Annotated in this window: 18 protein-coding genes and 2 pseudogenes; 10 read left to right on the forward strand and 10 right to left on the reverse strand. The window is 69.4% G+C overall.

Annotated elements, in window-relative coordinates; all coding sequences use genetic code 11:
* Positions 1-30: 30 nt before the first annotated feature.
* From ACIQM0_RS34475 to ACIQM0_RS34485, 3 genes are all read right to left on the reverse strand, one after another.
* Positions 31-2,091: a histidine kinase gene (locus ACIQM0_RS34475; RefSeq protein ID WP_401294432.1), complete on the reverse strand. Its 2,061-nt coding sequence runs from the start codon at positions 2,089-2,091 to the stop codon at positions 31-33.
* A 183-nt stretch (positions 2,092-2,274) separates the two neighbouring features.
* Complete coding sequence (locus tag ACIQM0_RS34480) at positions 2,275-4,491, reverse strand: TOMM precursor leader peptide-binding protein (RefSeq protein ID WP_401294434.1); 2,217 nt, start codon at positions 4,489-4,491, stop codon at positions 2,275-2,277.
* Between the two features lie 17 nt (positions 4,492-4,508).
* The gene (locus ACIQM0_RS34485; RefSeq protein ID WP_363030873.1) at positions 4,509-4,631 is read right to left on the reverse strand and encodes a hypothetical protein; all 123 of its coding nucleotides are present in this window, start codon (positions 4,629-4,631) and stop codon (positions 4,509-4,511) included.
* 212 nt (positions 4,632-4,843) lie between these two features.
* Between ACIQM0_RS34485 and ACIQM0_RS34490 the strand changes: the two genes are divergently transcribed.
* From ACIQM0_RS34490 to pcaB, 4 genes are all read left to right on the forward strand, one after another.
* The gene (locus ACIQM0_RS34490; protein WP_401294436.1) at positions 4,844-5,728 is read left to right on the forward strand and encodes a BTAD domain-containing putative transcriptional regulator; all 885 of its coding nucleotides are present in this window, start codon (positions 4,844-4,846) and stop codon (positions 5,726-5,728) included.
* A 522-nt stretch (positions 5,729-6,250) separates the two neighbouring features.
* Entirely contained in the window at positions 6,251-6,391 is a 141-nt protein-coding gene (locus ACIQM0_RS34495) for a hypothetical protein (RefSeq protein ID WP_401294438.1), read from the forward strand.
* A gap of 598 nt (positions 6,392-6,989) precedes the next feature.
* Entirely contained in the window at positions 6,990-9,002 is a 2,013-nt protein-coding gene (locus ACIQM0_RS34500; protein ID WP_401294440.1) for an FAD/NAD(P)-binding protein, read from the forward strand.
* Positions 8,999-10,411 (forward strand): 3-carboxy-cis,cis-muconate cycloisomerase, encoded by a 1,413-nt coding sequence (gene pcaB / locus ACIQM0_RS34505; protein ID WP_401294442.1) that lies wholly within the window; start codon positions 8,999-9,001, stop codon positions 10,409-10,411. Before ACIQM0_RS34500 ends, pcaB begins: the two co-directional genes overlap by 4 nt.
* 547 nt (positions 10,412-10,958) lie before the next feature.
* Here pcaB and ACIQM0_RS34510 read toward each other — a convergent pair.
* A pseudogene (locus ACIQM0_RS34510) lies at positions 10,959-11,444 on the reverse strand (helix-turn-helix transcriptional regulator); the annotation flags it as partial.
* Positions 11,441-12,175, reverse strand: coding sequence for a helix-turn-helix domain-containing protein (locus tag ACIQM0_RS34515; RefSeq protein WP_401294444.1), 735 nt, complete (start codon positions 12,173-12,175; stop codon positions 11,441-11,443). The pseudogene ACIQM0_RS34510 and the gene ACIQM0_RS34515, both read right to left, overlap by 4 nt.
* Positions 12,176-12,398: 223 nt before the next feature.
* Between ACIQM0_RS34515 and ACIQM0_RS34520 the strand changes: the two genes are divergently transcribed.
* Positions 12,399-12,794 (forward strand): GNAT family N-acetyltransferase, encoded by a 396-nt coding sequence (locus tag ACIQM0_RS34520; protein ID WP_401294446.1) that lies wholly within the window; start codon positions 12,399-12,401, stop codon positions 12,792-12,794.
* A 52-nt stretch (positions 12,795-12,846) separates the two neighbouring features.
* Here ACIQM0_RS34520 and istB read toward each other — a convergent pair whose 3' ends face one another.
* The 4 genes and pseudogenes from istB to ACIQM0_RS34540 all read right to left on the reverse strand — a co-directional run bounded on the left by istB (position 12,847) and on the right by ACIQM0_RS34540 (position 17,529).
* Positions 12,847-13,641 carry an IS21-like element helper ATPase IstB gene (gene istB / locus ACIQM0_RS34525; protein ID WP_401294448.1) on the reverse strand — a complete coding sequence of 265 codons (795 nt, stop codon included), beginning with the start codon at positions 13,639-13,641 and terminating at the stop codon, positions 12,847-12,849.
* Entirely contained in the window at positions 13,638-15,284 is a 1,647-nt protein-coding gene (gene istA, locus ACIQM0_RS34530; protein ID WP_401294449.1) for an IS21 family transposase, read from the reverse strand. Before istA ends, istB begins: the two co-directional genes overlap by 4 nt.
* A 1,119-nt stretch (positions 15,285-16,403) precedes the next feature.
* Positions 16,404-16,644, reverse strand: a pseudogene (locus tag ACIQM0_RS34535) (hypothetical protein).
* Between the two features lie 735 nt (positions 16,645-17,379).
* On the reverse strand, positions 17,380-17,529 hold the full coding sequence (locus ACIQM0_RS34540) for a hypothetical protein (protein WP_371631842.1): 150 nt from the start codon (positions 17,527-17,529) through the stop codon (positions 17,380-17,382).
* Positions 17,530-17,789: 260 nt separating this feature from the next.
* On the opposite strand from ACIQM0_RS34540, the gene ACIQM0_RS34545 reads away from it, so the two are divergent.
* From ACIQM0_RS34545 to ACIQM0_RS34560, 4 genes are all read left to right on the forward strand, one after another.
* Positions 17,790-19,172: a hypothetical protein gene (locus ACIQM0_RS34545; RefSeq protein ID WP_401294451.1), complete on the forward strand. Its 1,383-nt coding sequence runs from the start codon at positions 17,790-17,792 to the stop codon at positions 19,170-19,172.
* 221 nt (positions 19,173-19,393) lie between these two features.
* Positions 19,394-20,803, forward strand: coding sequence for a hypothetical protein (locus tag ACIQM0_RS34550; protein WP_401294453.1), 1,410 nt, complete (start codon positions 19,394-19,396; stop codon positions 20,801-20,803).
* A gap of 281 nt (positions 20,804-21,084) precedes the next feature.
* On the forward strand, positions 21,085-22,527 hold the full coding sequence (locus tag ACIQM0_RS34555; RefSeq protein WP_401294455.1) for an acyltransferase: 1,443 nt from the start codon (positions 21,085-21,087) through the stop codon (positions 22,525-22,527).
* A gap of 3 nt (positions 22,528-22,530) precedes the next feature.
* Positions 22,531-23,118 carry a hypothetical protein gene (locus ACIQM0_RS34560; RefSeq protein WP_401294457.1) on the forward strand — a complete coding sequence of 196 codons (588 nt, stop codon included), beginning with the start codon at positions 22,531-22,533 and terminating at the stop codon, positions 23,116-23,118.
* 642 nt (positions 23,119-23,760) lie between these two features.
* Here the strand turns inward: ACIQM0_RS34560 and ACIQM0_RS34565 are convergent.
* On the reverse strand, positions 23,761-23,916 hold the full coding sequence (locus ACIQM0_RS34565; RefSeq protein ID WP_401294459.1) for a hypothetical protein: 156 nt from the start codon (positions 23,914-23,916) through the stop codon (positions 23,761-23,763).
* Between the two features lie 114 nt (positions 23,917-24,030).
* Here ACIQM0_RS34565 and ACIQM0_RS34570 point away from each other — a divergent pair, with 114 nt between their 5' ends.
* Positions 24,031-25,947 (forward strand): hypothetical protein, encoded by a 1,917-nt coding sequence (locus ACIQM0_RS34570; protein ID WP_401294461.1) that lies wholly within the window; start codon positions 24,031-24,033, stop codon positions 25,945-25,947.
* Positions 25,948-26,786: the final 839 nt, after the last annotated feature.

The following is a 26,786-nucleotide window of genomic DNA, read 5'->3' on the forward strand; positions in this document are numbered from 1 at the left end:
GCATCCAATGTTCCGGATGCCCATCAAATATCAGATGGCAGCGTCCTCATGGTGCAGTGTGAAGGGTCGTTCCTCCGGCAGGGAAGCGCCGGGGTCCGCATCATGGGACCGCCGATGTTCCGGCGTCTCCTGCGCGCAGGACCGGGCACGGTATCCACGTGCCACGAGCCGTACGTCCGCGAGGGACTGGCGGGAGAGACCGAGCACGGTGGTCAGCTCGTCCTGGGCGGGCCCCGGGGCACCGGGCAGCAGCCGGTGGACGAGCGCGCACTTCATGGTGATCGCGGAAAGGCTGGACCCGAGCACCTCGTGCAGCTCGCGTTCCACGAGCAGCCGCTCCCGGTCGACGGCCAGCCGAGCCAGCGCGCCACGGGCCTCGTGAAGAGCGATCACCAGCCGGTACAGCGCCGTGAACCCGTACAGGACGAGTCCCGCGACGAGCGAGGAATCCGTCAAGTAGACGACGTCGTACACAGAAACCCCGGCCACGACAGCCAGGGGCGCGACGACACCGACCGCCGCTCCGTACAGCCAGAGCCGCAGGGTGCCGGCGGTGGTGATGAGAAGCGAGCCGGCGAAGAACCCGGCCATCGAGCCCCAGGGAGCACCGAGCCACAGGAGCGGCGCATACGTGGCGAGGGCCTGGAGCACGAGGGTGAGCGCGCGGGTACGGGCCGGCCAGGTGCGCGGGCGGCGCAGCGAGTGGAGGAACTGGAGCGCGACGACGACGGCGAAGCAGCCGAGGAAGCCCAGCAGTTCGAGGCCGGACCCCGCGCCGCCGGCGGCATTGATGACGACGATCAGGACGTAGCCGACGAGGACGGCGATGAGCATGCCGCGGGCCATCCGGACCGCCCAGTGCAAGGCGGCCGGCTCGTGCTCCTCGGCGCCGGCCCCGTCCGTCCGGTCCCCGCCCCCGCCGGTGTCCTTGCCTGCCTCAGGGCCCCTCACCGGCTCCACCGGCGCGTGGGCGAGGACCTCGAACCAGCCGTCGTCCGTGGGCCGTCCGGCGAGGTCGCCGCCGATGTCCCGCACCCGGGCCGCCAGGTTGCCGAGGCCGCTGCCGCCCCCGCCGACGGTGTCCCGGCCGGTCTCCCAGACCCCGTCGTTGCGGATGCGCAGCGTCACCGTCCCGCCCTCGCGGACGGCGCCGATCACACAGTGCTCGGCCTTGCTGTGCCGGAGCGCGTTGGTGACGGCCTCGCGCAGCACGATGGCGAGGACGGTGTCCAGCTCCTTCGGCAGCGGGCCGCAGTCCAGTTCGGTGACGGTCTCGATCCCGGCATCGGCGAGGACGGAACAGGCGGACTCGGCCTCGGCGGCCAGCGACATGTCGCAGTAGCCGGTCGCGACCAGGCTCACATCGGCCAGGGCCTCACCGGCGATGCCGAGCACCGCGGCGACCTCGCAGCGGGCGCGGACGGGCGCCGACGGGATCAGCCGGTGGCCGAGTTCACTCTTCAGGACGATCGCCGAGAGACTGTAACTGAGGAGGTCGTGGAGGTCGCTCGCGACCCGCAGCCGTTCCTGGATAACGGCCATCCCGGCGAGTTCGCGCCGGGTCTCGCGGAGCTCGGCGACCAGACCGGAGAGCGAACTCACCCCGTAGATGATGAGACTGAACAAAAGCGTGACACCGAGGCTGTAGAGCATGACGCCCGCCCCCGCGAGCGTCACGACGATCGGCACGACGGCACCCGTGACGAGCACGAAGAGCGGCCAGCGGAGCCGTCCCGGCACGACCAGGAGAACCGATCCGCCGAGCAGCCCGGTCATCGCACCCCAGGGCATGCCGAGCCAGGCCAGCGGCACGTAGGTGACCACCGCCTGCGCACAGAGCGTGAGAACCCGGACGCGTACGGGCCAGGTGTGCGGGCTCCGGGTCGAGCAGGCGAACTGCAGCGGCAGCAGCGCCGCCAGACTCACCGCGAGCAGCGCGAGCCGCGCGGCTCCGGGCTCCTCCCCGAGGACGTTCAGGACAGTCACGAGCGTGTGGCCACCGAGCACCCCCAGGGTGACGAGCAGCGCCATACGCGGGGCCCGGGGACCGGACTCGTTGCCCCGTCTGTCGTCCTGGGGTGCCTCAAGCATCGGGGCGTGCCTCCTAGTCATAACCTGCGGTGACCGAGAAACACAGGCGAGCGCCCGGGCATCCCCCCTGAGTACCGCGGGCGATTTTACAGACGAGGTATCACGTTGTCATGGGTGTAATTCCCATTTTTTTCGGATGCGTTGGCCGGGAAAGATCGTCAATTCAGCTGATTTGCACGGAAATCAAAGAAAGAGCGGAATCGGGTTCAGATCCTCGTGACGCGTCGGCACGGAAAGCCTCCCGAGCCGCACCGGCACCTCGAACAGCCGCCCCGGCGCGAACCTCGCCCAGAAGTGCCGCAGCCCCGGCACCACCACCTTCACCACCGGCAACCCCAGATCAGGCCGCGTCTGGTCCAGAACCAGCACCTCCAGACCATTGCTCCGGGCCACACCGACCAGATACTCCAGATCTTCCCCGAGGTCAGCACGCGGCACGTACCCATACGACTCCGGCGTCTGCGCCGGCAGCCCCGGATCGGGCAGCAGATACGGCTGGTCCGCGACCGTCGCCCCCCGCAGCCAGGCGAGCAGATGGGCCGGAAGCCCCGGCGCGTACCCCCGCGTCCCCGACGGCAGCGAGGGCAGCATCTGCCCCAGCTCCGTGACCGCCCGGCTCAGCGCGACCGCCGGATCCAGATGCGCCCCGAACCCCAGCATGATGTCCTCCGCCGGCCCCCCGGTCCGGCGCGACACCGCCGCCATCACCGGGATCCCCAGATCGGGCGTGAGGTCCAGAACCCAGATCGAACGGCCCAGCTCACGAAACCGCTCGGGCAGCGCCGCCACCCACGGATCACCGAACGCCGTCAGATCCACCGCCGCGTGCCGGGTGCGGTTGTACCACCACAACGCCACCGCGTCCCGCTCCACCAGCTCCAGGAACCCCTGGACAATCGCATCCTCCACGGAGCCGCCCGCAGCGTTGCCGTTCGAGTCGGCCACGATCGAGGCCACCGGACGACCACCGAAATACACCTGCGCCGCGGGCAACAGCCGCTGCTCCCCACCGGTGAGCGACCACATCGGCGTCCACTCGATCTCCGCCTCCTCGTCGAACCGCTCCGGCACGTACTCGAAAGGGACGCCCGAGGCGTTCCACCGCTCGCGATCCGCGTACTGCCGCTCGTCGAACAGCATGCAGTCACCCGGGTGCACGGCCCGGCCCGCCAGCTCGCGATAACTTCCGCGCACGGTCTCCTCGTCACCGAAGCACGTCGCGCTGTACCGCTCGACCGCCTCGCACAGCGCACTGACCCGCGCCTCCACATCCGTCCGCCCCTTGCCGCCGCTCCGCATCCGCAGCCCCGCACGGAGCGCGGACAGATCACCCTCCGGCAGCGCCAGATTCGGCCCCGACCGGTAGCAGTGCAGGAACGAAGGGCTCTGCGGGTCCCGCACGACCCGCTCCGTGATCCCGGTGACCGGATCGGCCAGCCGCCCGAACCGCTCCCACATCCGCTCCGCCGAGAGCGCCCGGTGACCATTGCCCCCCATCACACCCTTCGGCCGGGACACCGGCACCACCGGCCGTCGCGTCCGCTCCGCGACCATCCCCGCGTCCCCGCAGTCCGGGCACTGCGGCCGCGCCGCCACCGGATGATGACCGGCCACGAGCGTCAGCGTGTCCAGCGTCCACAACGCGCCCTGACGCTCCTCACGCAGCCCCGCCAGCCACTTGGCCGCCTCCAGCGCCGCCGTCTGCAGCCCCAGCTCCCGCGTCGCCGCCAGCGACGCCTCCGGCACCCGCACCGGAACCGCGGTCCCCAGCGCACGCCGCACATGCGACTCACCGCGCCGGTGCGAGCGCAGCCGCACCGCCAGACAGGACCAGCAGGCGCCCGCCGTACCCGGCCGGAACACCGGACCCACCCACAGCTGCGACCCGCACGGCTTCGCCGGCAGCCAGGGCCGGCCGTCCGCGAGCCGCACCGCGTTGAACTCGGCCAGCGCCGGGTCCAGATAGTCGTCGCACACGACCAGAGTGAAAGGCGCGTCCGGGCCACAGGTCAGCCCTGCCGCACGGCAGGCACGCTCGGCCGCCGCCGCGTCGGCACCGCCGAGCGCCACGACGGACACCTCGCCGCCCATCGGAGCGCCGACCCCCGCCAGATCCCAGTACGCGCCGGCCGCGGCGTCCTGGGAACCCGTATGAAAACCGACCAGACCCGCAGCGGTGAGCCGGTCGAGCATGCCGTCCAGTTGCTCCGCGGGGAACTCCGCGGCCTCGCGCAGCTCGGGCAGGGTCAGCGACCCGTCGAGCAGCGGGGCCACCTTCTGGATGGCGTTGCCGCAAAGAGCGGTCGTTCCCCGGGGCGAGACGAGGTAGACGGCCTCGCCCGGGACGATCTCGGCCCGCAGATGACGCCGGAACCCGATCGGCCGTGTGTCCACACGCATGGCGCGGGGCCCGAACTCTACTGAGCCGCGACCGCGACCGGAGTCAGGATGGCGCACCATCCAGTGGGATCATCGATCGCACCGGTGGTGCCGTCCAGGTTCTCGATGGTCAGGTCGTCGGCTCTCGGGGTGATCTGCATGGCTACATCGCCTCTCTCGTCCGGTGCCGCGGCTCTCGGCGCCGCGGTGTGGCCCAACTCTCCAACTTGGGCCGTCCGAGCCGCCATGCAGCGATTCACCTTCACCGTGTGAATTCCTCACATCGGAGAGATGTGCAGCTCAGTGGGCAAGTTCCGCCTCTCTCGGCATGCTGGACCCGAGATCGATAGGTGCGATGCCTGGAGGAACGGAAATGTCCGAAGGCCCCAAGAGATACGACCCCGCCAACGTCGGGCAGCAGCCCGGACAGCTGAGCGTCAGACTGCTCGGCTCACTGTCCCTGCATCTCGACGCAGCCCCGGTGACGGCAAGCGCCCCCAAACAGCGCCAGGTACTCGCCCTGCTCGCGCTCAACGCGGGCCGGATCGTCACCGTGCCCGCGCTGATCGAGGAGCTGTGGGCAGACCGCCCCCCGCGCAGCCACGCCACCACCCTGCAGACCTACGTCCTCCAGCTGCGCAACGCGCTGGCGGCCGCCGACGCCGACCGCCCCGGCGTGCGGCAGATCCTGCGCACCCGCCACGGCGGCTACCTCCTGGAAGGCGACGCCTGCACAACGGACGTCTTCGCCTTCGAGAACCGGGTACGGGCCGGACGCGCCGCCTCCGAGGCCGGCGACCACCGCCGCGCCTCCGAGGAACTCCGCCAGGCCCTCCAGCTCTGGCGCGGCCCCGCACTCGTGGACGTCCGCAAGGGCAGCGTCCTGGAGATCGAGGCCGTCTCCCTGGAGGAGAGCCGGCTCGGCGCCCTGGAACGGCGCATCGAGTCCGACCTTGCCCTCGGCCGCCACGCCGGCCTGCTCGGCGAACTGACCCGGGTGGTCGCCCGGAACACGATGAACGAGAACCTCTGCGCGTTCCTGATGATCGCCCTCTACCGGGCGGGCCGCGTCGGCCGCTCCCTGGAGGCCTTCCACCGGCTCAGGTCCGTCCTCAACCACGAGCTGGGCGTCGAGCCCTGCCCCCGCCTTCAGAACCTCCAGTCGGCGATCCTCTCCGGCGACCCGGACCTGGACGTATGGACCGTTTCCTGGTCCCCGGAGGAATTCGCGGCACACCGTCTCGCACGGGTCTCCTGAGGCCGCGCAAACAGCCCTGCGAGCAGAGACGAACGCTCCGCCGACAGGCAGGGCCATGACGCCGTCGAGCCCGCCGGAGCCACCGAGACAGCACCGGACACCTCCTGCGCACCGCCGACCGGCCACCACCCCGAACCCGGCACGAAGTTGGGTCCAGCCCTGCGGCGGGCAGCCCCGGACCCTGCCACCGGAGGACCCGTGAACACCCCCTGCCCGTCTTCGCCGGCAGCAACGACCCGCTGGCCGCCCCGACCGCGCCCCAGGAATGGCGGCAGTGGACCACCGGGCCCACCACCATGCGCACCCTGATCGGAAACCACTTCTTCGCGCGGGACGACATGCTGCCCGCCCCGATCGGCGAGGCACGCCGAGAACACATGTCCCGGATCACCGAGCGGAACCCCGCCGCGGGCCCGGAAGCCGGCCGCCGGCTGCCACCTTCGAACGGCGGACGATCTGCCGTCGAGCCGGGCACGAGCGGACCTTGACACCGTAGGGCGACACACCGCGAAGGAGTCACCCATGTCCGACCAGGAGTTCCGCGAGACCGAGATACCCGTTGCCGGGATGGTGCCGGTCGGGACGGCCCCGCCACTGCGGCTGGCCGGTGCGGATCACGAGGACGATGCGGAGTTCTTCACCATCGTCCGCGGCATCGACTGACCGATGCCCTCCGGCCCCCGCCGGCCAAGACGCTCGCCGGCCACCTCGCCCTCCTCCCGGATCCGGCCTCCTCCACCCTGCTCAACGGCGAGAACACCGTCAACTTCCCGCCTGCCGACCAAGCCACCCCCGCCCCGCGGCCGCGCCCGACGGGAAACCGGCTCCGCCGCCCATGACCGTCTCCGGACCCACACCACCACCGCACTGCCCTGAACCTCCCCCCGCACCACCCACAGCAAGGCCCGCGAAACCACGGACCGGGTACGGCAGTCGACAGGGCCGCGATCCACGCGTTCGCGGGAGGCGAGAAACGAAGCCCCGGCCGCCTCCGCCCGGACCGGCCAGAAAGCACCCGGACCAGGACCGCTCTTCCACTCAAAACCGAGCCCTGGTTGAGCGCCGGGACCGACCGTTGCGACACACCACCATGACCCTCGGGGAGCAGACCGGTCCGGCACACCGGCGACGCCGACGCGGCGCCGCGGTCCGGTCACCCCCGTCTCCTGAGCGGAGTGTCCTTGTGAGCAGCGGACGTGTGACTCCACCCACCGCTGAAGCGGCGGGTTCCCAACCCGAGGAGAAAGCCGCTGGGAGACTGATGGAAGTGTGCCTGGTGGGCGCCGGACCGCGCGGACTCTCCGTACTGGAACGGCTCTGCGCGCAGGAACGGAAGTCCCCCCGCTGGGACCGCCTCACCGTGCACATCGCGGAGCCGGACCCGCCGGGCGCCGGCCGCGTCTGGCGGCCCTCACAGTCCCGGCACCTGCTGATGAACACCGTCGCTTCACAGGTCACCGTCTACACGGACGCCAGCGTCAGCATTGAAGGACCACTGGAAGAGGGCCCGAGCCTCTACGAATGGGCCAGGACACTGGGCGCCGGCGCCCTCCCGTCCGGCACCGGCGCACCGTACGACGACGAAACCCTCACCGAAGCCCGCGCCCTTGGCCCGGACACCTACCCCACCCGCGCTCTGTACGGCCATTACCTGACCTGGGTGTTCGGACAGATCACCTCGAACGCCGCCGCGCACACCGACATCCGCGTACACGCCTCGCGCGCCGTCACCCTCGAGGACGCCGACCCCGGCGCCGGCCCCGACGGGGCGCAGACCGTGCTCCTGGAAGACGGCACCCGGCTGACCGGCCTCGGCGCCGTGGTGCTCGCACAGGGCCACGTCCAGGTGCAGCCGACCGGCACGGAGCGGGAGTACGCCGAGTACGCGGCCCGGCACGGGCTGACCTACATCGCGCCGAGCAACCCGGCAGACGTGGACCTGTCGGCCGTGGCCCCGGGCGAGACCGTGCTGCTGCGCGGGCTCGGCCTGAACTTCTTCGACTACATGGCGCTGTTCACACACGCCCGCGGCGGAGTGTTCGAACGCGCCGACGGCCACCTGAAGTACCGGCCCTCCGGCCGCGAGCCCCGGCTGTACGCGGGCTCCCGGCGCGGCGTGCCCTACCAGGCACGCGGCGACAACGAGAAGGGCGCGCACGGCCGCTACCACCCGCGGCTGCTGACCACCGGGTTCGTGGCGCAGCTGCGCGCACGGGTGAACAGCGGCGAGCCCATCCGCTTCGGCACCGAGCTGTGGCCGCTCATCTCCAAGGAGGTGCGCACCGTCTACTACGAGACACTGCTCGCGCGGCGCGCGGAGCCGGAAGAGGCGGCCGCGTTCTCGGCCGCGTTCCTGCGGGCAGAGGAGGGCATGGCCGAGGAACACCTGCTGGCCGCGGCCGGTATCGCCGAGGACGAGCGCTGGGACTGGGGCAGCATCGTCCGCCCGTCCGGCGAGCGTGTCTTTCCCGACCTGGCCTCCTTCCGCGCCTGGCTGCGCGACTATCTGGACGAGGACGTGCGCAGGTCCCGTGAGGGCAACGTCAGCGGGCCGTTCAAGGGCGCTCTGGACCTGCTGCGGGATCTGCGCAACGAACTGCGTCTGGCCATCGACCACGGCGGCCTGGACGCCGATTCCCACCGCGACGAGTTGGACGGGTGGTACACGCCGCTCAACGCATACCTGTCCATCGGCCCTCCGGCCACCCGCATCGAGGAGATGGCCGCGCTGATCGATGCCGGAGTCCTCGACGTGACCGGTCCGGGACTGCGGGTGGCTGTCGATGAGCACCACCCCGAGGGCCCGGCCTTCGTCGGTACTTCCGCGGGTGTCGCCGGCCTGCAGGTGCGGGCCACAGTGCTGGTCGAGGCCCGGCTGCCGGAGATCGACGTCCGGCGTACCGCCGATCCGCTGATGAAGGAACTGCTGCGTACCGGACAGGGGCGGCCCTACCGCATCGAAGGCACGGACGGCTCCTCCTACGAGACCGGCGGCCTGGCCGTGTCCGAGCGGCCCTACCGTCTGCTCGATGCCCGAGGAGTGCCCCATCCGAGACGGTTCGCGTACGGGGTGCCCACCGAATCCGTGCACTGGGTGACCGTGGCCGGCATCCGGCCGGGCGTGGGCTCGGTGACACTGGAGGACTCCGATGCGGTCGCGGTCGCGGTGCTGGCGCTGGCGGAACTGCCGGCCGGTGCAGCCCGGCCGCTACCGGTTCCGGCGGCCCAGGCCGAGCCGGCTCCCACCCGGCCGGGCACAAGAGCGGCCGCGTGAGCCCCGCCGCCGAGCACCGCCCCGCCGGAGCGGACACCGGGCTGCTGTCCCCGGTCCGGGCCGGCACCCCCGTCGAGGCCGCCGTCGCCGATGCCGCCTGGGTCCAGGCGATGCTCGACGCGGAGGCCGCGCTGACCCGCGCCCAGGCACGGTGCGGCACCGTCCCGCCCGCCGCGGCCGCCGCGGTCACCGCCGCCGCCCGGGCCGCCGACTTCGACGTACGGGAGCTGGCACTCGCCTCCCGGGAGACCGCGAACCCGGTGGTGGGCCTGGTCAAAGCGCTCACCGCGCACGTCGCGGCCCGCTCGCCGGAGGCAGCCGAGTACGTGCACCGCGGCTCCACGAGCCAGGACGTCTTCGACACCGGCGCGATGCTGGTGGCCACCCGCGCCCTGCGCCTGATCATCGCGGACCTCAGGGCCGTGGCCGACACCCTGGAGAGCCTGGCCGCCGACCACCGGGACACAGTGATGGCGGGCCGCACCCTCGCCCTGCACGCCGTGCCCACCACCTTCGGGCTGAAGGCGGCGGGCTGGCGCCAGCTGGTCCTGGAGTCCGCCGAGCGCCTGGAACGGCTGGAACAGGGCGGACTGCCGGTGTCCCTCGGCGGCGCGGCCGGCACCCTCGCGGGCTACCTCCAGTACGCGGGTGACGAGACCGACCCGGCAACCGTCCTGACCGAACTGGTGGCCGCCTTCGCGGACGAGACAGGCCTGGCCGCACCGGTCCTGCCGTGGCACGCGCTGCGCACACCCGTCGCCGACCTCGGCGCGGCTCTCGCGCACACCGCAGGGGCGCTGGGGAAGATCGCCGTCGACGTGCTCGTGCTCACCCGCACCGAGACCGGGGAGGTGACCGAACCGGCGGTGGCCGGGCGGGGCGCCTCCTCGGCGATGCCGCACAAACGCAACCCCGTACTGTCGACACTGATCCGTTCGGCCGCCCTCCAGGTCCCGGCCCTGGCCACCGTCCTCGTGCAGTGCCTGCCGCACGAGGACGAGCGGTCGGCCGGAGTCTGGCACGCCGAGTGGCAGCCGCTGCGCGAGGCGCTGCGGCTGACCGGAGGGGCCGCGCACACCGCGGTGTCGCTGGTCAGCGGGCTCACGGTCCACCCCGAGCGGATGACGGCCAACGTGCAGGCCACCGGCGGCCAGATCGCCTCCGAGCGGGTCTGCGCCGTACTCGCCCCGACGCTGGGCAGGACAGCCGCGAAGGAACTGCTGACCCGCGCGTCGCTGGAGGCGGCCAGGACAGGCCGGCCACTGGCCGAGGTGCTGGCCGAACTCGACGAGGTACGGGAAGTACTGCCCCCCGAGCAACTCGCCGCGCTCCTCGACCCGGCCCACTACACGGGCATGGCCGGCCTCCTGGTCGACCGGGCACTGACGGCTCCAGACCTCCGGATGTGACGGCGTGACCAATATTGCTGCGGGGGCGGGTGGAGCGGCGCCGCATTCGGGTGCCGCCGTAGAGCAGCATGAGCGTCAAGCCCACCGCGTGCGGAATGCCGGTGGTCAGGCCGACGGCTCTGCGCCTAAGAACCGCCGCCCCCGGGCGCCCCGCCGGAACGGCCAGGGGCGGCGGCAAGTGCGCAGGGGCGGAAGGGGGCACTGCGGGCAGCGGCGGCAGAGACGGACGGGCAGGGACTGCCGGTTCAGACGACCCGGCAGGATCGTGCCGGTCACCAGGCTCTGCAGAGTGCCAGTCCATGTCGCCAACTTCCCTACCACTGAGCGCACTTCGGGGATGCACGTAGCGTATGCGCGGGGCATCGAACAGACCAGTGAAGAGCCCGACGCCCAGGATCATGCCCGGGTGTCGCTCCTCGGCCAGCACCAGAGCGTGCGCGTGCTCCAGCTCGGTGACGTCCTGACGGTGCTCGCCGTCCCCGGCCGGGGACGGCGAGGCATCGGGGCCGGCCGGTGCGTCCAGCCGGAATCCGGCGGCCAGCAGATCCTCTACCGGAACCATCCACCCGCGTTTCGGGTCCTGGACCGCGCCGGGCAGGTCACCGTCCCCGCGGCGGCGGCGGATCGTCGTGCGGCTCACACCGCACGCGGTGGCGGCCTCGCGCTGGGTCAGCACCGGACGCGTACTCATGCGCCCATCCCCTCCCGGAGCGACCGTTCCACTGCCACGCCTGCCACGCCTGCCACGCCTGCCACGGCCGAATCCGCGGCGGGGGTTTGGGCGTGGCAGGGCGAGATCCGGCGTGGCAGTTCCGCTGGCGTGACATCCGGCGTGGCACCGCAGTTCCGCCCGGAGCCGGCTGCTGTCTCCGCCGCGCAGAGCGGTGCTCCGGCCCCGGGTTACCGCCCGCGTTGAGCCCGAGCACCAGGAGCAGCCGTCGGCCGGCCCCGTGAAGGACTGGGGATCCCACGGCCTGAACGCTGCTCGTAAGCCTGCCCCGGGGTAGAGCGACGTTCGGGTGCTCAGTCTCATTTGCCGTTGCCGTTGCCGCTGCCCGTGCCACCCCCCATACGGGCGCCGCCGCCCATCGGGGCGGGCGTCCCTGCTCGGTACCGGACGGGTACGCGGGGCGTGGGTATCTTGGTCAGCAGCGACTGGACGCGCAGTGCCTGGGACGGCCGTACGCGGGCCAGTACGTACAGCCAGTGCCGCATCTCGTCGGGACTCACAGCGCATGCGTGCAGGATGGCGAGCAGGATGCCGGCGGTCACGGGACGGTCGCCGCGCAGCACGTTCCCGTAGGTGTGGTGGGAGTAGCCGACGCTGCGATCTGCCATGTTCCGCAGGCTCAGGCCTCGGAACCGGCGCAACTGGTCCAGGATCTCGGCCAGTTCGGTTTCGTCCATGGGCCACCGCGGTGGACTGATCCGCCGCAGACTGGCCCAGTTCTTCATGATGGCGGCGTGGTTGCTGCGGGCGCGGGTGGTGCGTTGGGCGAGCTGGAGTTTCTGCCACCTGACGTGCCAGATGGTGGCGTCGGCGCCGCAGGCGCGGACGTAGCCCTCCACGGTGCGCCAGGTGGGCATCTTGTGGCCGCCCTGTGCGCCCGAGAGCGAGGACATGCAGATGCCGGAGCGCTCCGACATCGCGGCCAGGTTCGGGCTGCCGGCCTTTGTGCGCAGGCTGCGCAGACCAGCGGCGAAGTCCACCAGTTGGCGATCTCCCGAGGTGGTGTCGGGCAGGGGGTTCATGGGGCGGGCCATCTCATCTCCTTCCGAGAGCCCGCGGCCCGGGGCTACAGAGCCCCGGGCCGGGAGCAGTCAGGAAGTGGCTTCGTTCGTTAGTTGCGACAGCAGTTGTCGATGAGTTTGAGCAGCACTTGCCGATCTTCGGCGCGTTCGTTGTTCAGCAGTTTTGACCGCAGCCGAGAGTGGGTGAGTCGGCCCGCCCTGCAGTCCGACTGCGTGTGGTCGCTAGGTTCGGATCATGACGATCACGTATGAGTGGCGAGGCGACGTCGACAACTCAGCTCTCAACAAGCTGCATGCCGAAGGGTTCGATCATCCGGTCGGGCAGACGGACTGGCGTGCAAGGCTTCAACGTCACAGCCTCGGCTGGGTCTGCGCCTGGGAGGATGATCGTTTGGTCGGCTTCGTTAACGTCGCCTGGGACGGCGGCGTCCATGCGTTCGTCCTGGACACGGTCGTAGCTCAGCGCAATCGTTCGAACGGGGTGGGAGCCGCGCTGGTCAGGGCGGCTGCTGAGGGATGCCGTGCTGCAGGGTGTGAGTGGCTGCATGTCGACTTCGAAGAGCACTTGCGATCGTTCTACTTCGATGCCTGTGGCTTTAGAGAGACGGCGGCAGGGCTGATCGCCTTGTGACCTTGGGCCTCCCGGCCCTGGGGATGTGTCCGGAGACCGGGAGGGAAGATCTTCAGCTGGCGATGTGCTCTTCGGCTCGGGCCCGGGTGCTGGCGAGGCGGTAGGAGTCGGTGCCGGTCTCGATGATCGTGCCGTTGAAGGTGAGACGGTCGACGATGGCCGCGCAGAGGCGGGGATCGGTGAAGGTCTTGGTCCAGCCGCCGAAGGACTCGTTGGAGGCGATGGCGACGCTGTTCTTCTCCTCCCGCTCGGTCAGCACCTGGAACAGCAGCTCGGCGCCGTGGCGGTCGAGTTCCATGTAGCCGAGTTCGTCGATGCAGAGGAGATCGACGCGGCCGTAGCGGGCGATGGTCTTGTTGAGCTGCTTCTCGTCGGCGGCCTCGACCAGCTCGTTGACCAGCTTCGTGGCCAGCGTGTAGCGGACTCGGTAGCCCTTCATGGCGGCCTCGGTGCCCAGGGCGATAAGCATGTGGGACTTGCCGGTTCCGGAGTCGCCGATCAGGCAGAGCGGCTGGCTCTTCTTGATCCATTCGCAGCTGGCGAGCGTGTGGACGGTGGCCGCGTCGATGTTCGGGTTGGCGTCGAAGTCGAAGGCCCGAAGTGACTTCTCCCGGGGGAAGCCCGCTGCTTTGATCCGTCGTTCCGAGCGGCGGCGTGCCCGGTCGTCGCACTCGGTCATCAGCAGTTCGGCGAGGAAGCCGCGGTAGGTCATCTGGTCCTTGACCGCCCGGTCGGCGATGTCGTTGAACTCATTGCGGATCGAGGGCAGCCGCAGCAAGCGGCAGGCGGTGTCGATCGCGGCGTCGGCGGCCTGCTCGGTCAAGCCTCGCTGGCGGGGCAGGGTCACTGGGCTTCTCCCTCACGGTGTTCGCTGCCGCTGGTGCGGCGGCGTCGGAGCAGTTGGTCATAGGGGGTCACCGACGGCAGCGGTCTGGTGTCCGGCGGGAGGTGCGCGAGGCGCCACTCGTGCAGTGACGTGACGGTGGCCGGCGTCTGCCCAGGAAGCGCCGGGATGGATGCGCCGATGGTTGGCTCGTCCTCCGTCTGGGCGGCCTTGCGGGCCTCCAGGGCGACCGCGTCGGCGGTCAGGGCGCCGGCCCGCAGCGCGGTGGCCAGGCCAGCAACCACGTGCTCGTGGGCGAGGTGCCGGTTCAGCAGCAGGACCTCGATCAACGCCCGGGTGCCGTCCCGCTCGCCATGAACCTTGCGGGCCTGGGCCCACCAGGCGTCGTGGACCGGGGTGAACTTGCCCGCTGACCGGGCCTGTTCCAGTGCCGTGGCACCGGGGAAGGCGCCGGGCTTGCGGATCAGGGCTTCGAGGTAGTGGTCCAGGTCCAGGCGGCAGCTGCCCTTCGCGATCAGCCTCTCGTGGCGGGCCACCTCGACGTTTCTGTCGTAAACCACCAGGTGAGAGGCGTGCAGGACGACTCGCACCCGCTTGCCGATAAGGCGGGTCGGGACCGAGTAGCGGTTGGTGCGGACGGCGATCTGGCTGTAGCGGTCGACCCGTGGCGTGAACAGCCGGCCGGTCTCGAACGGCTCATCCGGCAACGGCATCAGCAGCGGCTGCTCGACGGCGAAGTACTCGTCGACGGTCCGCGGCCGTGAGCCGATCCGGCGATGCCCGTCGTGCAGGTCCCACTGGTCGACCATCTCGTTCAGCTCTGCGAGGGAGTCGACTTCCGGGACTGGTGTGAAGTGGTTGCGGCGGAAGTAGCCGATCATCCCTTCGACTCCGCCCTTCTCGTGGGCGCCTTCGATGCCAGGGCGGCAGTAGAAGCTCTCGATGTTGAAGTGCGAGCGGAAGGCGATCCACCGGTCGGTCTCCACCCGGGCCCGGTTCAGCCCCAGCACCTGGGCGACGGCCGACTTCAAGTTGTCGTAACGGATCTTGCTTCGCGGGACACCACCCAGCGTGCGAAGCGCGTGCACGTGCCCTTCGAAGAAGGCTTCCTGGCCGCAGGAGGTGAAGACCCGGTGGACGGCCTTGCCCGAGTAAGACAAGCGGAGCGAGAACAAATAGCAGGTCACCAGCTCACCGGCCAGGCGCACGGTCACGTCGCCGAAGTCGACCTCCGCCTCGTGGCCCGGCAGATGGGTCTGCGGCACGAACGCTTCCACCGGGGCCTTGCCCGAGGCCGCGAGGATCTCCGGCTTCCGGTCGGAGACATAGCGGCGGACCATCTGGTAGGACACATCGGCGCCGTGCTCCTCGATGAGCCGGTGGAAGATCCGCGTGATCGTATGGCGCTGCTTGCGTGGCGCGTCAAGGTCCGTCCGCAGCATCTCGTCGACCACCGGCTTGTACGGATCCAGCGCAGTTGGCCGCGGCGGCAGCTTCTTCCGGGGCTCCGGCCAGACCGAGTCCACGGCCTTCTTGACCGTCCTCCACGACACGTTGTACTTGCGCTCAAGCTCGCGCATCTTCATGCCGGCACGGTGGTCACGCCGGATCGCCGCGTACAGCTCGACCTTGGACATCTGCGGCATGACCAGGACCTTTCACCAGGAGCACCCCGATGCTGCCCTGGCAAGTACCCCGGTGCTGTCAAAACTCGTGAACATCACCCGACCGTGGATCTGGGTGCCTCCCAAACCCGTGAACAACTGACGGCACTACTCGTGAATAAAGCCAAGGAAGGGATACGGCGGCGCAGTTCGGCGCTGATGAGTCCGGCAGCGCCCACGATGGTCAGGGACTGCTGGAGCTCTACTCCGCATGCGAGGAGGGCGATCAGTGAACCCAGGACGACGGTCAGCAGGGCCAGATCGATCCAGGCCAGACGGGATTCCGGGCGCGAGGGCTCAGGCTGGGCAGAGGTGTTCTCAGGAAGGATCAGGGACAACAAGACTCCAGGCGTTGATGACAGTTGCTGTGGACTACACCCCGAGGTCCGATTGCAGCCGGACCATAGGGCGCTCAATAACTTACTGACGTGAACGGGCAATACGGCGGGCCTGGTTCCCGGGTGGAGCACACCCTGTCAAGAGCCGTTTTGAAGCGAAACGCCGCCCACGCTGCGCGGATAGCAGAATTGCGCTAATTTGCCGGGAATATCTAGGTTCTGACGCAGGGGCACGTAAAAATCCCCAGGTCAAGCGCCATCCCTGACGGGTCCCGGAGAAATTCGAAACTCACCGACAACACGCAAAAAACAGTCCGGACTCCGCTTCTTTGGTTATTCATGAACTGTCGCGCAGGTGTCGCGAATAATCCTCGGACCCATAGGCGTGCGAGGCAGGATTTCCGCAGGTCAGAGGGCATAGTTTTTCGCCCTGTGTAATCGGTTGGCGGTGCGCGTTGCGAGTCCGGCCGCAGCCCGGCACACTCGTACCTGTTGACCAGCGCGACAACGCCGCGCTCGGCCCAGGCGACGATCTCACTTGCTGTGGACGCACCAGGGACAACCAGGGGAGCCCTCCGTTGCAGCGGAGCCCCCACCAACTTCTCGCCCGCAGACCGCTGCGGAGCAGAGGACGACGATGTGTGGCCCGGCCGGCTGGCCGGGCCACACGTGTATCCCCAACAGGTCTCCGCCCCCATCCCTTCCGTGAGTGCGCCCGCCCTGCACTGAGCTGGCGGGGCCCGGGTGCCGGCCGCGAGGGTGCTCAGGGCGTGTCGCCCTCCCACACCCACGGCTCGGCGGGGCAGCTGAGAGTCGGCCCGTCCGCCCGGCCCGTGCGCGCTGTGAGGGGTGATCAGGTGGGCGCCGGTAGTGATCTGGGCATCGGTCCAGCCGGTCACGTTGAGCGGCTGTCCGTCCAGCGGTCCGCCGGACAGTTCGCGGTAGGCGCCCGCGCAATGACCGGGGCCGGTGCGGCAGTTCGGGTGTCTGCCTACTGATCGCAGGCGGGCACCCCCTGTCCGCCTGTGCTTCCTCAGTCGTGTGCCGTCATGCCGTTGTGACGGCACACTCGTTCTGACCTGGGAGGGGCAGCCCCCATGAAGATCCGCTCTCTCGATGCCGGAGGGCGGATCTTGTGCTGGTCCGACGCCGGCTGTTCTCCGCTCGCCTGCGGTCGAGAAGTCTGTCGCGCGAGCCTTTTGGCCGTGGGTATGCGGGTTCAGGGCCCGATCTGCCCACGAATCAGTTCCACCCCCACACGCCGACACCTTCGAAACGGAGAGTATGAATTCCCATCTGTGCGCATTCGCAGGCTGTGTCGCCTATCAACTTAAGTAAGCAAGGTGCAGTGGCGTGCGTAAGGCCACCGCCGGTGCTCTGACGGGAGCGGCGGTGGCCTTCGTGAAGGTCGACGGCTCGATTGAGACGGGAGGGCCGACGTGGCCCACTTTACGGGTGGACCGGCCCAGGAGGCGGCGCAGCCGCCTCCTGGGCCGAGAGGGCGCTACCAGCGGCGACTGAAGGCGCTCGCGTGGCGCGTTGCGCTGGGCGCCGCCTACGGGTTCGGCTGCGCCCTCGTCGCCTACGCAGGAAAGGAGCTCCTGCACCTCACCTGGCGCATCACCAAAGACGAATTGGCTCCGGACGGTTCTCGGTCCGAGGCCAATTCGTCTTTAGGCGGGCCTGAGGTGCCGGAAGGGGCCTCGGCTCGCGGGTCGGCCGCGATGCCTGGGTTCCTGTCAGGTGTTGAGGACGGTGTAGAGGAGGGCGAGGACGGTGGTCGCGGTGACCATGGACGTGCCGAGGGCGGGGTCCTTGTAGGCGAGGCGTCCGATGCAGAGCCCGGTCAGGGTGAGCAGGGCCAGGACGGTGAAGAGGTAGTGGGTCATGGTGAGCCTCCATCGGTGTGTGCAGGTCCCCGGTCAGTGGTGCGGGTATCGGCCAGGACGTGCCGGGGCGGCGGTAGGTCCTGGCCAATTTCCCTGCTGGGCGGGGTGGTTGGCTCTAGAGTTGCGGGGCTTCCCGCTGGTGGGCGACTGCGCCAGTGGGGCGTCTTTTTGGTCCGGACCGTGGTGGCTGAGGGCACCGCGGTGGTGGGGGTGCACACCAGCGGCTGACCGGTCCTGCGCCCCGTGAAGGGGGAGCACCTGTGGCACACGGCCAGGACGGCAGCGGGGACGGCAGCGGGGACGGTCTTCCGGCTCGCCGGGAGGCACGCGAGGAGAGGGACCGGCTGAAGGCCGAGTTCGGCAGCCGGCTGCGCGCCCTGCTGACGCTGACGGGGCTGAGCTCGCGTGAGTTCGCCCAGCGCTATCCCGCGTACAAGGACTCCACGGTCCGCAAGTACACCCTGGGCACCAACCTGCCCGCCTGGGACTTTCTCCACGACCTGCTCACCGAAGCCGCCCGCCGTACCGATGACCCGGCCGCATCGCAGCGCAGGACCGAGTTGTTCACCGCCTACCGCCAGGTCCTGGTGGACGTCGGCGCCGACGTCCGGGGCAGCGACCAGAACTCCCTGCTCCTGCGTCTCCACGACGGCGAGCAGGCCCTGGGGGAACTGACCCGCGACATCGAGCTTCTGCACAAGGGCGCGGACCAGGTACGCGAGCGGTTGGAGGAGGAGCAGCGTACGGCCGATGACAGCGACGCGATCCGCGACCTGGAACGCCAGGGCGCGGAGCTCACCGGCCGCCGCGAGGCCCTGGCGAGCAGGCGCGCGGACCTGGCAGGGGACCTGGAGCGGTGCCGGATGCTTCTCCAGCTGATGGAACAGGCGCCGGGTCCTGGGCCCGCACTGGAGGCGGATGCTGGAGAACACAGGACCGCACTGGGTGCCGGCGCTGGAGAACACACCTTTGCCGGTCCGGGACCACGACGCACATCACGCCCCTGGTTCGTGGCCGGGGTCACCGCGGCCGGCGTGCTGGTCCTGGCCGCGGCAGCCTTCGCCGGTGTCTTGTACCAGGGCTCCCGCGACTCCACCGACCGGTCACCGCAGGCGGGGCCCCCCGCCACCGCGACCACCCCTACGCCCACCCCATCCCCCACTCCCACACCGTCCTCGACCGCGTCACCCAGCCCGTCCGCGCCTTCCCCCACGTCGTCCAGCTCCTCCCCGAAGCCGGACGACGACGACCCGCAGCCGACCCGGCACAAGATCGACCTTCCCGCCGGATATGCGATCGACCTCTCCTACGTGAAGCCCACGATGAACAAGGAGTACGGGGACTTTTACTACTACACCGCCTTCGGCAGCAGGGTGGACACCATGATGAAGAGACCCCTGGTGCTCCTGGACGAGAGGGTGAAGGGCTCTCTGCAGAAGTGCCTTACCGATACCCGATTCAGTAGCGACGGCATCGACCTGGGCCAGTTGTCCAAGGGATCCCAGATCTGCGCCATCACCGACGAGGGCCACGTCGCTCTGGTGACGATCCGCACCATGCCCTCCGACGCCTCAAGCGACTACCTGGGCCTGGACATCACCATCTGGCGCTTCGCCGCCGCCCCCGACACCGAAGAGGAATAGCCCCCCACGGTCGGTGCAGCCCGGGCCCCACCGGTCCAAGCCCCCAAAGGGGGTGCGGGTTCCGGACAAGGGTGAGGCGAGAACGGCACACGCCGCACCAACCACCCCTGTGAGATGCCGAGGTGTCTCTATAGTGACCGCGCTCTGTGGTGGCGCGCGACAGTGGAAACGAAACGGTTTCCGGTGCCGAGATGCACCGGAAACCGTCGAGGGGGACAGCGATGACAGGCAGTCAGGACGGCGAGGACGTTGTTGCGCGCCGGGAGGCACGCGAGGAGAGGGACCGGCTGAAGGCCGAGTTCGGCAGCCGGCTGCGGGTACTGCTCGACCTGACGGGGCTGAGCTCGCGTGAGTTCGCCCAGCGCTATCCCGCGTACAAGGACTCCACGGTCCGCAAGTACACCCTGGGCACCAACCTGCCCCCCTGGGACTTCCTCCACGACCTGCTCACCGAAGTCACCCGCCGCACCGACGACCCCGCCGGCCCACAGCGCAGGACCGAGCTCTTCACCGCCTACCGCCAGATCCTGGTGGACACCGGCGCCGACGTCCGGGGCAGCGACCAGAACTCCCTCCTGCTACGCCTCCTGGACGGCGAGGAGGTGCTTGCCCGGCTTGTGGAGGAGCTGGCCGGGGTCCGTGCGCGGGAGAACCAGCTCCGCACGGACCTTCAGGAGGAGACCCAGCGGACAGGGGATTCGCTGCACACCGGCAGCGAGAACAGGAAACGCCAGCTCGAAGAGGAAAGCCGCGCACTGGAGGAACACCGCAGCGCGCTCGTCCACCGCCGCGGCGACCTGATCACCGAACTGGACAACTGCCGCACACGTCTGGGCGTGCTCGAAGAGGCCGACGGGCCGGACGATCTGCCCGCTGAACTGGACCGGGATCGGGAACACCTGCTCCAACGGACTGGTGGTGGGGATCAGCCCCAGTCCGTTCCGCCCCCGCCCCTGACGCCGCCGCAGATCTCGCAGGCCCCCGGCGCGGGCACTGCCCGCCGGCCACGGCACTACCGGTTCGCGGGGGCTGCGCTGGCCTTCCTGCTCGTCGCAGGGGGCGGTGTGGCCACAGGCGTCTACCTCAGCCGCGGCGACTCCGGCCAGAACCCCGTAGATAGCGCCGCGGACAAGAACAGCTCCAAACCCAGGCCCGATGCGCCGGCGGAAGACTCCGCCCCGGCCACCGAGTCCCCGACCAGCACGGCATCTCCCACTGCCACGGCAGAGCAGCACAACGGGTCACTGATCGACGATGTCCTGCCGATGGAATCCTTCTCCGACGCCGTGCGCTCGACATACGCAACCGGCGCCGCGAAGGTCGATACCCGCGTCTATCCCAAGACCATGTTCGGGTGCGACTCCCACAACACCTGGGAACTCGACCGCAAGTACAACGTGCTCGTCGTCAGCATCGGCGTCGCCGACTGGACGCCGATGGGCAACGACGTCACCTTCACCGTGCAGATCGACGGCGACACCGTGAAGGAATACACGATGAGCCCGGGCGACCGGGTGAAGAAGCTGTCAATCGGCATCAGCGGTGCGTTCCGCATCTCGCTCGGCGCGGAGGAGTCCGCCATCACCCTGGATGGCTTCGGAGCGTGGATCGACCCCGTCGTCACGAAGTAGCGCCACAGGGCGGAGCGCCCACGGGGCGGCGTGCGGCGCCCCGGCTGCACTGGTGATGCTTGTCCGGCGGCGTCCGCTGCCCCTCGGCCGGGGGTCCGCGGGACCGGTCGACCGGATTCTCATTCCGACGACCGAGTCGACAAGCGCCCGGCCTCTCCCTCGAGGGAGAGGCCGGGCGCTTCGGCGTGCCGAGGCCAAGGCACAAAGCTTCCACCAAAATATACCCATACCGCATCCCGCATGCGCTATTCCCATAATCTAGGTAGCATGTACTCATGGTGATGAGTACTGAGGAAACGCTGCGGGTGACGGTGGCCGCGATCGCGCACCGTACCGGTGAGCAGCAGTCGGTCCTGGCCGGTGCGTTGGGGCTGACGCAGGGCCAGATCAGCCGCAGACAGCGGGGGATCGCGTCGTGGACGCTGACGGACTGCGACCGCCTCGCCGCCCACTGGGGGATGCCCGTGCTCGATCTCCTCGCGGGCCCCACCCACGCCCTGACGAAGCTGCCCGCGGACCGCATCGCGACCGGCGGACAACAGACCCTCGTGCCCCTCGACACCCCCACGCCCGAACATGCTGCGGCACCGGCACCGGCACCGGCACCGGCACCGGCACCGGCACCGGCACCGGTCGCAGCCGCACCTGCTGCTCCGGACTCGCCGACGTCGGCGCCGTCGGCGCCGTCCGCATCGCCCACCACGCCCGCGCCCGCGTCTCCGGCCTTCTCCGAGCCGGCACCCGTCGCCCCGCCGGCCCCGAAGCGGGTGGCGCCGCCCGCGGGCCCGCTCGCGGATCGTGTCCGCAGGCGCGTCGAGGACGAGCTGGCCGCGCACGACGGGGACCTGGCCGCCGCGCGGGCCGCACTCATCAAGTCGGCAGTCCCGGACGTGATGGCGCTGTTCGCCGCCTCCCGGGTCGGTGGCCGCTACGAACACAGCGAGTTCCCGCCCACCGCCGACATCCTCACGAAGGCCCGCCAGAAGGGCGCGGACCAGGTCTGGGAGGCCCGCCCGAAATGGCGCTCCGAGGAGCTGCACCGCGCCGCACGCGGCGGGCACGTCACCCTCGAAGTGACCGCCCTGGACATGAACGCCGCCTACCTCAGCGCGTTGAAGACGTGGCTGCCGATCGGGAAGCTGGTGCGCTCCGAGGGCGACCGCCACGACGCGAAACGCTCCGGTGTCCACCGGGTCACCCCGGCCGCCTGGGAGCAGCCGGACCTTCCCTCACCGCTCGGCGCACGGAAGGAACCGGGGGACCTGTGGGTCACGGAACCCACGCTCCGCCTGCTCCTGCGCTGCGCGAAACTCGGCCTCTGTGAGGCCCCGGTCATTCACGAATCGTGGACATCCGGCGCCTCGGAAGGGCTGTTGGAGAAAATGCGCCGCGCTCTCGCGGAAGTCCGCAAGGACGCCATTTCCAACAATGACGAACTGGCCCTGGAATACGTAAAATCCATGTATTCTAAGTTCGTGTCCACTATCGGAGAAAGCAGCGCGAACCGGGAAATCCGGCGCCCCGACTGGATGCACATCATCCGCTCCCAGGCATTCGCAAACCTGTGGCTGAAAGCGCATAAAGCACACACATCAGGACTGACGGTCGTTCAAATGTCCGGCACCGACGAACTACACATCGCCGGAGACTGGCAGCAGGTATTCCCAGAAGGCCGCGACCTGACCCAGGTCAAAGCGAAAACCATCTACACACTGGGGGAGTAGACCATGGCCGGGGCAACCGACCTGTGGGGCGAGTGGCAGAAACACGGCGCCCAAGGCCTCAGCGGCGCCCAGGCACTCGCGCACGAGCTGGACCGCATCGCACGTGAAGGCGCCATCGCCTCACCCGTCACCACCCACCGCGGACTCTCCGCCCGCCTCCGCTACCTCAACACCCGCCCCGGCCACGAAGTCCTCACCGCACACGGCATCAGCACCCGCCTGCTGCGCTCCTGGGAACGCGGGGCCCGCCCCAGCGCCCCCAAGCTGGACGCCATCGACCGGGCCTATCAGGAGCGGCGCAGGGACAACCTCGTTCGCTCGGGAGCGCTGAAGCGGCTCCTCGACAACGAGGGCCGCGGCCGACGCATCGAGATCTACCCCGTCGACCAGACGGCCGTAGACGAGAAGTACCGCCGCCCGGACCTCAGCGAGCGCTCCGTGCAGGCCCGCTACGTCTGGGACGACATGGTCGACGCCTGGGGCAAGGGCGACATGGACACCCTGGACGAGATCTGGGACGACATCATCACCGACCTCGACTCCGACTACGCCGCCTACGCCTACGTCGGCTCCATCGGAATCGGCGCCTGAGACCAGAGGGAAGAGAGCCGGGCCATCGCCGGCCCGCTCCCGCCGGACAACGGGAACGGGCGGTCGCTACCTGGTGTCGGGTGCGGTCAGGGACGGACTGCGAGGCGGCAGGCCCGCGATGCGGTCCCTGCGTCGATGGAGTACTCGTTCAGTCGTCGACGGCCGCCTCGATGGCGTCGGGGTGGGCGTTCAAACGGAGACTGAAAGCGCCACCGCCGTGGCACAGGGCGTTGATAACGGGCTCGGAGACCACCAGGACGAGCGTGTCCGCCACGTCAGGGCCGACGTGAGGTAAGGCGGTCAGTGAAGGCGCGGGCGGCCTCGCGGGCCTGGCCGATACCGGCCGCGCTGTCGCCCCTGACCACGACCGGTACGGGGGGCCGAGGCCAGGCCTGCAGACCGACCGCGCCCCGGGCAGCGGCTGTAGACGTCCCGGCAGATGACACAGGCCTATGGAGTCTGAGCCCGGCCCCGGGTATTGACGAGTTTCGCTCACTGGGCGGGGTGGCTGCTCACCACGGCTCACCGGTGAGTGGAACTCACCACGCCGGCTGTCAGGCGCCGGCGTTCACCCGACAGCTCGAGGGCAGCAGACGGGACCGCCTGCTGCCCTCGCCCCGGACCCGACTGCGGAACCGCCGGCTACTGCGTGGTGCGGTCGCGGTCGAGCCCGGGTGCCCGGTGAGCGCGGTGCTTGATCCTGCTGAGGAGGTAGCCGGCCGCCGTGGTCAGGGCGGCCGCAGACAGGTTTCCCAGAACGTCGTGGAGCAGGAAGTCAAAAAGCGGGGCGAGGTTCATGACAGGGTCCTCTCGGTGCCGAAGTTCCCGTCCGGTGGGGCGGGTTGAGAGGAACCATCCCGAGTGATCTGATTGACCGTTCGGTGCTGTCCTTAGCGGCGCAGGTGGCGGCGGGTGCGGGCATCGGACAATGCCGGACGACGACGGAAAACCATGGGGACCGGGGGACAGGGCATGGGCGGGCCGGGACGGCCGAGGAAGTTGAAGGGCGGGCCGAAAGCCAACGACCTGGCCGAGTTCCTGTCGGCCCTGGGTGCCCGCGAGGGCTTGAAGACGGCCTCGTTCGCCGCACGGTTCCCAGGGAGCAGCACGTTGTGGGCGGAGTACCTGAACGGTTCGAAAGTCATTCCAGCCCCTGTACTGGGGCAGGTCGTTCAGGAGCTGTGCGGCACCGACGGCCGACTGCTGGGGCCGACCCTCATTCGCGCCCAGAAGCTTCATAAGGAAGCGACGGCGGAGGCCGCACGACCGCCCTACACCACACAGGAGCCACAGGTCGCGGCCCGCGAACTGATCGACGTCCAGCGGCGCCTGGTGGACACCAGCGACCGGCTGATCAAGGCGGCCGAGTTCGCCGAGAGTGCACGCGCCACGATCACCACCCTGCTGATGATGTGCGCCCGGGCAGAGACCTCCGTGCGCGAGCTCACCACACAACGCGACCGCGGCCAGGCGATGAAGCGCGCGGAGACACAAACCCGCCTGGACCGGGCCCGGCTGCGCCTGGAGCGTACCGAGGCAGAGCTCGAGCGGGCCCGTCAGCACCGCTATACCGCCGAGCAGGCCCAGCAGGCTCTGGTCATCGAGGCCGAAGAAGCCCGACGAGAACTAGAAGAACTACGCCGCAGCGCCGCCGACCTCAATCACGTCGACACCGCCGACAGCCCGGAACAGGCCACACTTCCGGCGCGGCGGGCCCCAATCGATCCGGATGACGACGAGGACTTCGCCGACTTCGACGACGCGCTCGAGTGGATCGCCACCGAAGGCGAGGACCGCGAGCGGGACCTGATCGACCTCACCGAACACACAGGCACGCCCATGCCAGAGCACGCCGCAAGCAGCCCACAGACCATCACCGGCACCGTCATACGCACTCCCCACCCCACGCCCGAGCCGCAGGTCCCAGACGACAGCGACTCATCTCGTGCCGACACCGGATCTGCTCCTGGCGGCCCGCCGGCGCCCGTAGCCGAGCCCGCCCACACACCCTCCGACACCGACGACCCCGCTCACCCGTACGCGCCCCGGGTCGGGACCGAGCACACCGCCTACCTGTCCAACACGCCCCCAGGACCGGACCGCCCCTCCCCATCCTCCGCCTCGGCGGGATTGTCCAGGACAACCCCGGAAAACCCTCCCACCAGCAGAAAAACGAAGCTCAAAAGCCCTCTCGCAGCCAGCAAGATCAACCTGGATCCCCTGGACACCTACGAAGCCAAGTTCGTCCGCGACCTCTCAGCGCTGCTGCGCAAGAAAAAGCTGTCCTTCGAGAAGCTCAAAGACCTGGCGCCCAACGAAGCTCAGCTCGGCCAGCTCCTCCAAGGGCGCCTTCCCTCGAAGCCCTTCCTTGAGAACATCATCGGCTGCATCGCCCCCAAGGAACTTCCTGCGTGGCGGAAGCGCTGGACCGCCGCCGTCCAGACGCCCAGAGCTGTACACCCACCCGCACCGCAGGCTCGTCACGGCGAGACGGACGCGGTCTCAGCCCTCATCTGGGCCTGGGTCTGTGCAGCGCTGGCGGTCGTGCTGGCCTACACCGTCACGGCAACGCTCACCGCAGGCATCCAGGCCCACCCGGGCCCCGGCATCCTGAACTTGATCATCTACATCGCCCTAGCCCTGCTGGGGCTGCTCGTCGCAACATTCCTCCTGGCGACCCCGATCTTGATGAAACCAATGTCCGACAAGCCCTTCTTCTTCTCCCTCGTCGCGTACCCGGCCGCGCTACCCGCCGGCCTGCTCATTCCGTGGCTCGCAGCTGTCAACCAACCCTGGGAATGGCTCGCGGACCACCTCGGCGTGATCTAGAGGAAGAGCCATAGCGAGACGGCTGATGCAGATTCGGTTCAGGACGAGCAGCACCGGACGCTGGAGACACGTGGATAGCAGCCCGGACTTGCATGCGCCAGCTGAGAGCGCTTCAGCGCCCCTCGATAAGGTCATCCGATCTGGCTAAAAAATCATTCGGCGCGTGAAAACCGCATACGGAATCTGAGATCATAGGAGGGGCCCGCCATAACTGGCGGGCCCCTCCTCCGCATTGTTCTACCAGTTCCTGCGATGGGCCGTGGGTACGCCCATCGCAGGAACTCGGTTCCTCGCCGTATACGGGCTCCTGGCCGTATTGGTAGCGGGAAATGTAGGTGGTTCCGCAGGTACAGATTTCCTCCCCGCACAAGGTTTTTCGGCATTCGACTTGGTGGAATTGATGTGTCGTCATCAGGGTTTATATCCCTTCCCATAGACAAAGTTGGTGTAGACCACTTGACGGCTAGTCAGGAAAGGGTGCCGGCGCCGCCGGGGGAGGGCCGACCTCGGGCGGTGCCCTTGACGGATGGTCAGGGATGGGAGCATACTGTAACGGAAGCGGCCGAGGGACGGAAGCCGCGGGGGACGGGCAACGAGGACCAGGACCACGAAGAGCACACCGAAAAACATGGTCTGACCTGCACAAACAGCCGAACCCGTCACCCTCCCTCGTAGCCAGCCCAGGGCCGGCCGGAGGCCGGACCCACGGGCCGAAGGCCCGACATCGTCACCGAAGGTGATGATGCCTCAGGGCGCCGAAGGCGACCCAGGGTGCGGAGCACCCTGCAGCTTGACGGCCCGTAGGGCCGTCGCGTCGTGTCTCCGGAGGAGACCGCGCG

Source organism: Streptomyces sp. NPDC091387 (genome assembly GCF_044756945.1).
Classification (GTDB): Bacteria; Actinomycetota; Actinomycetes; order Streptomycetales; family Streptomycetaceae; genus Streptomyces.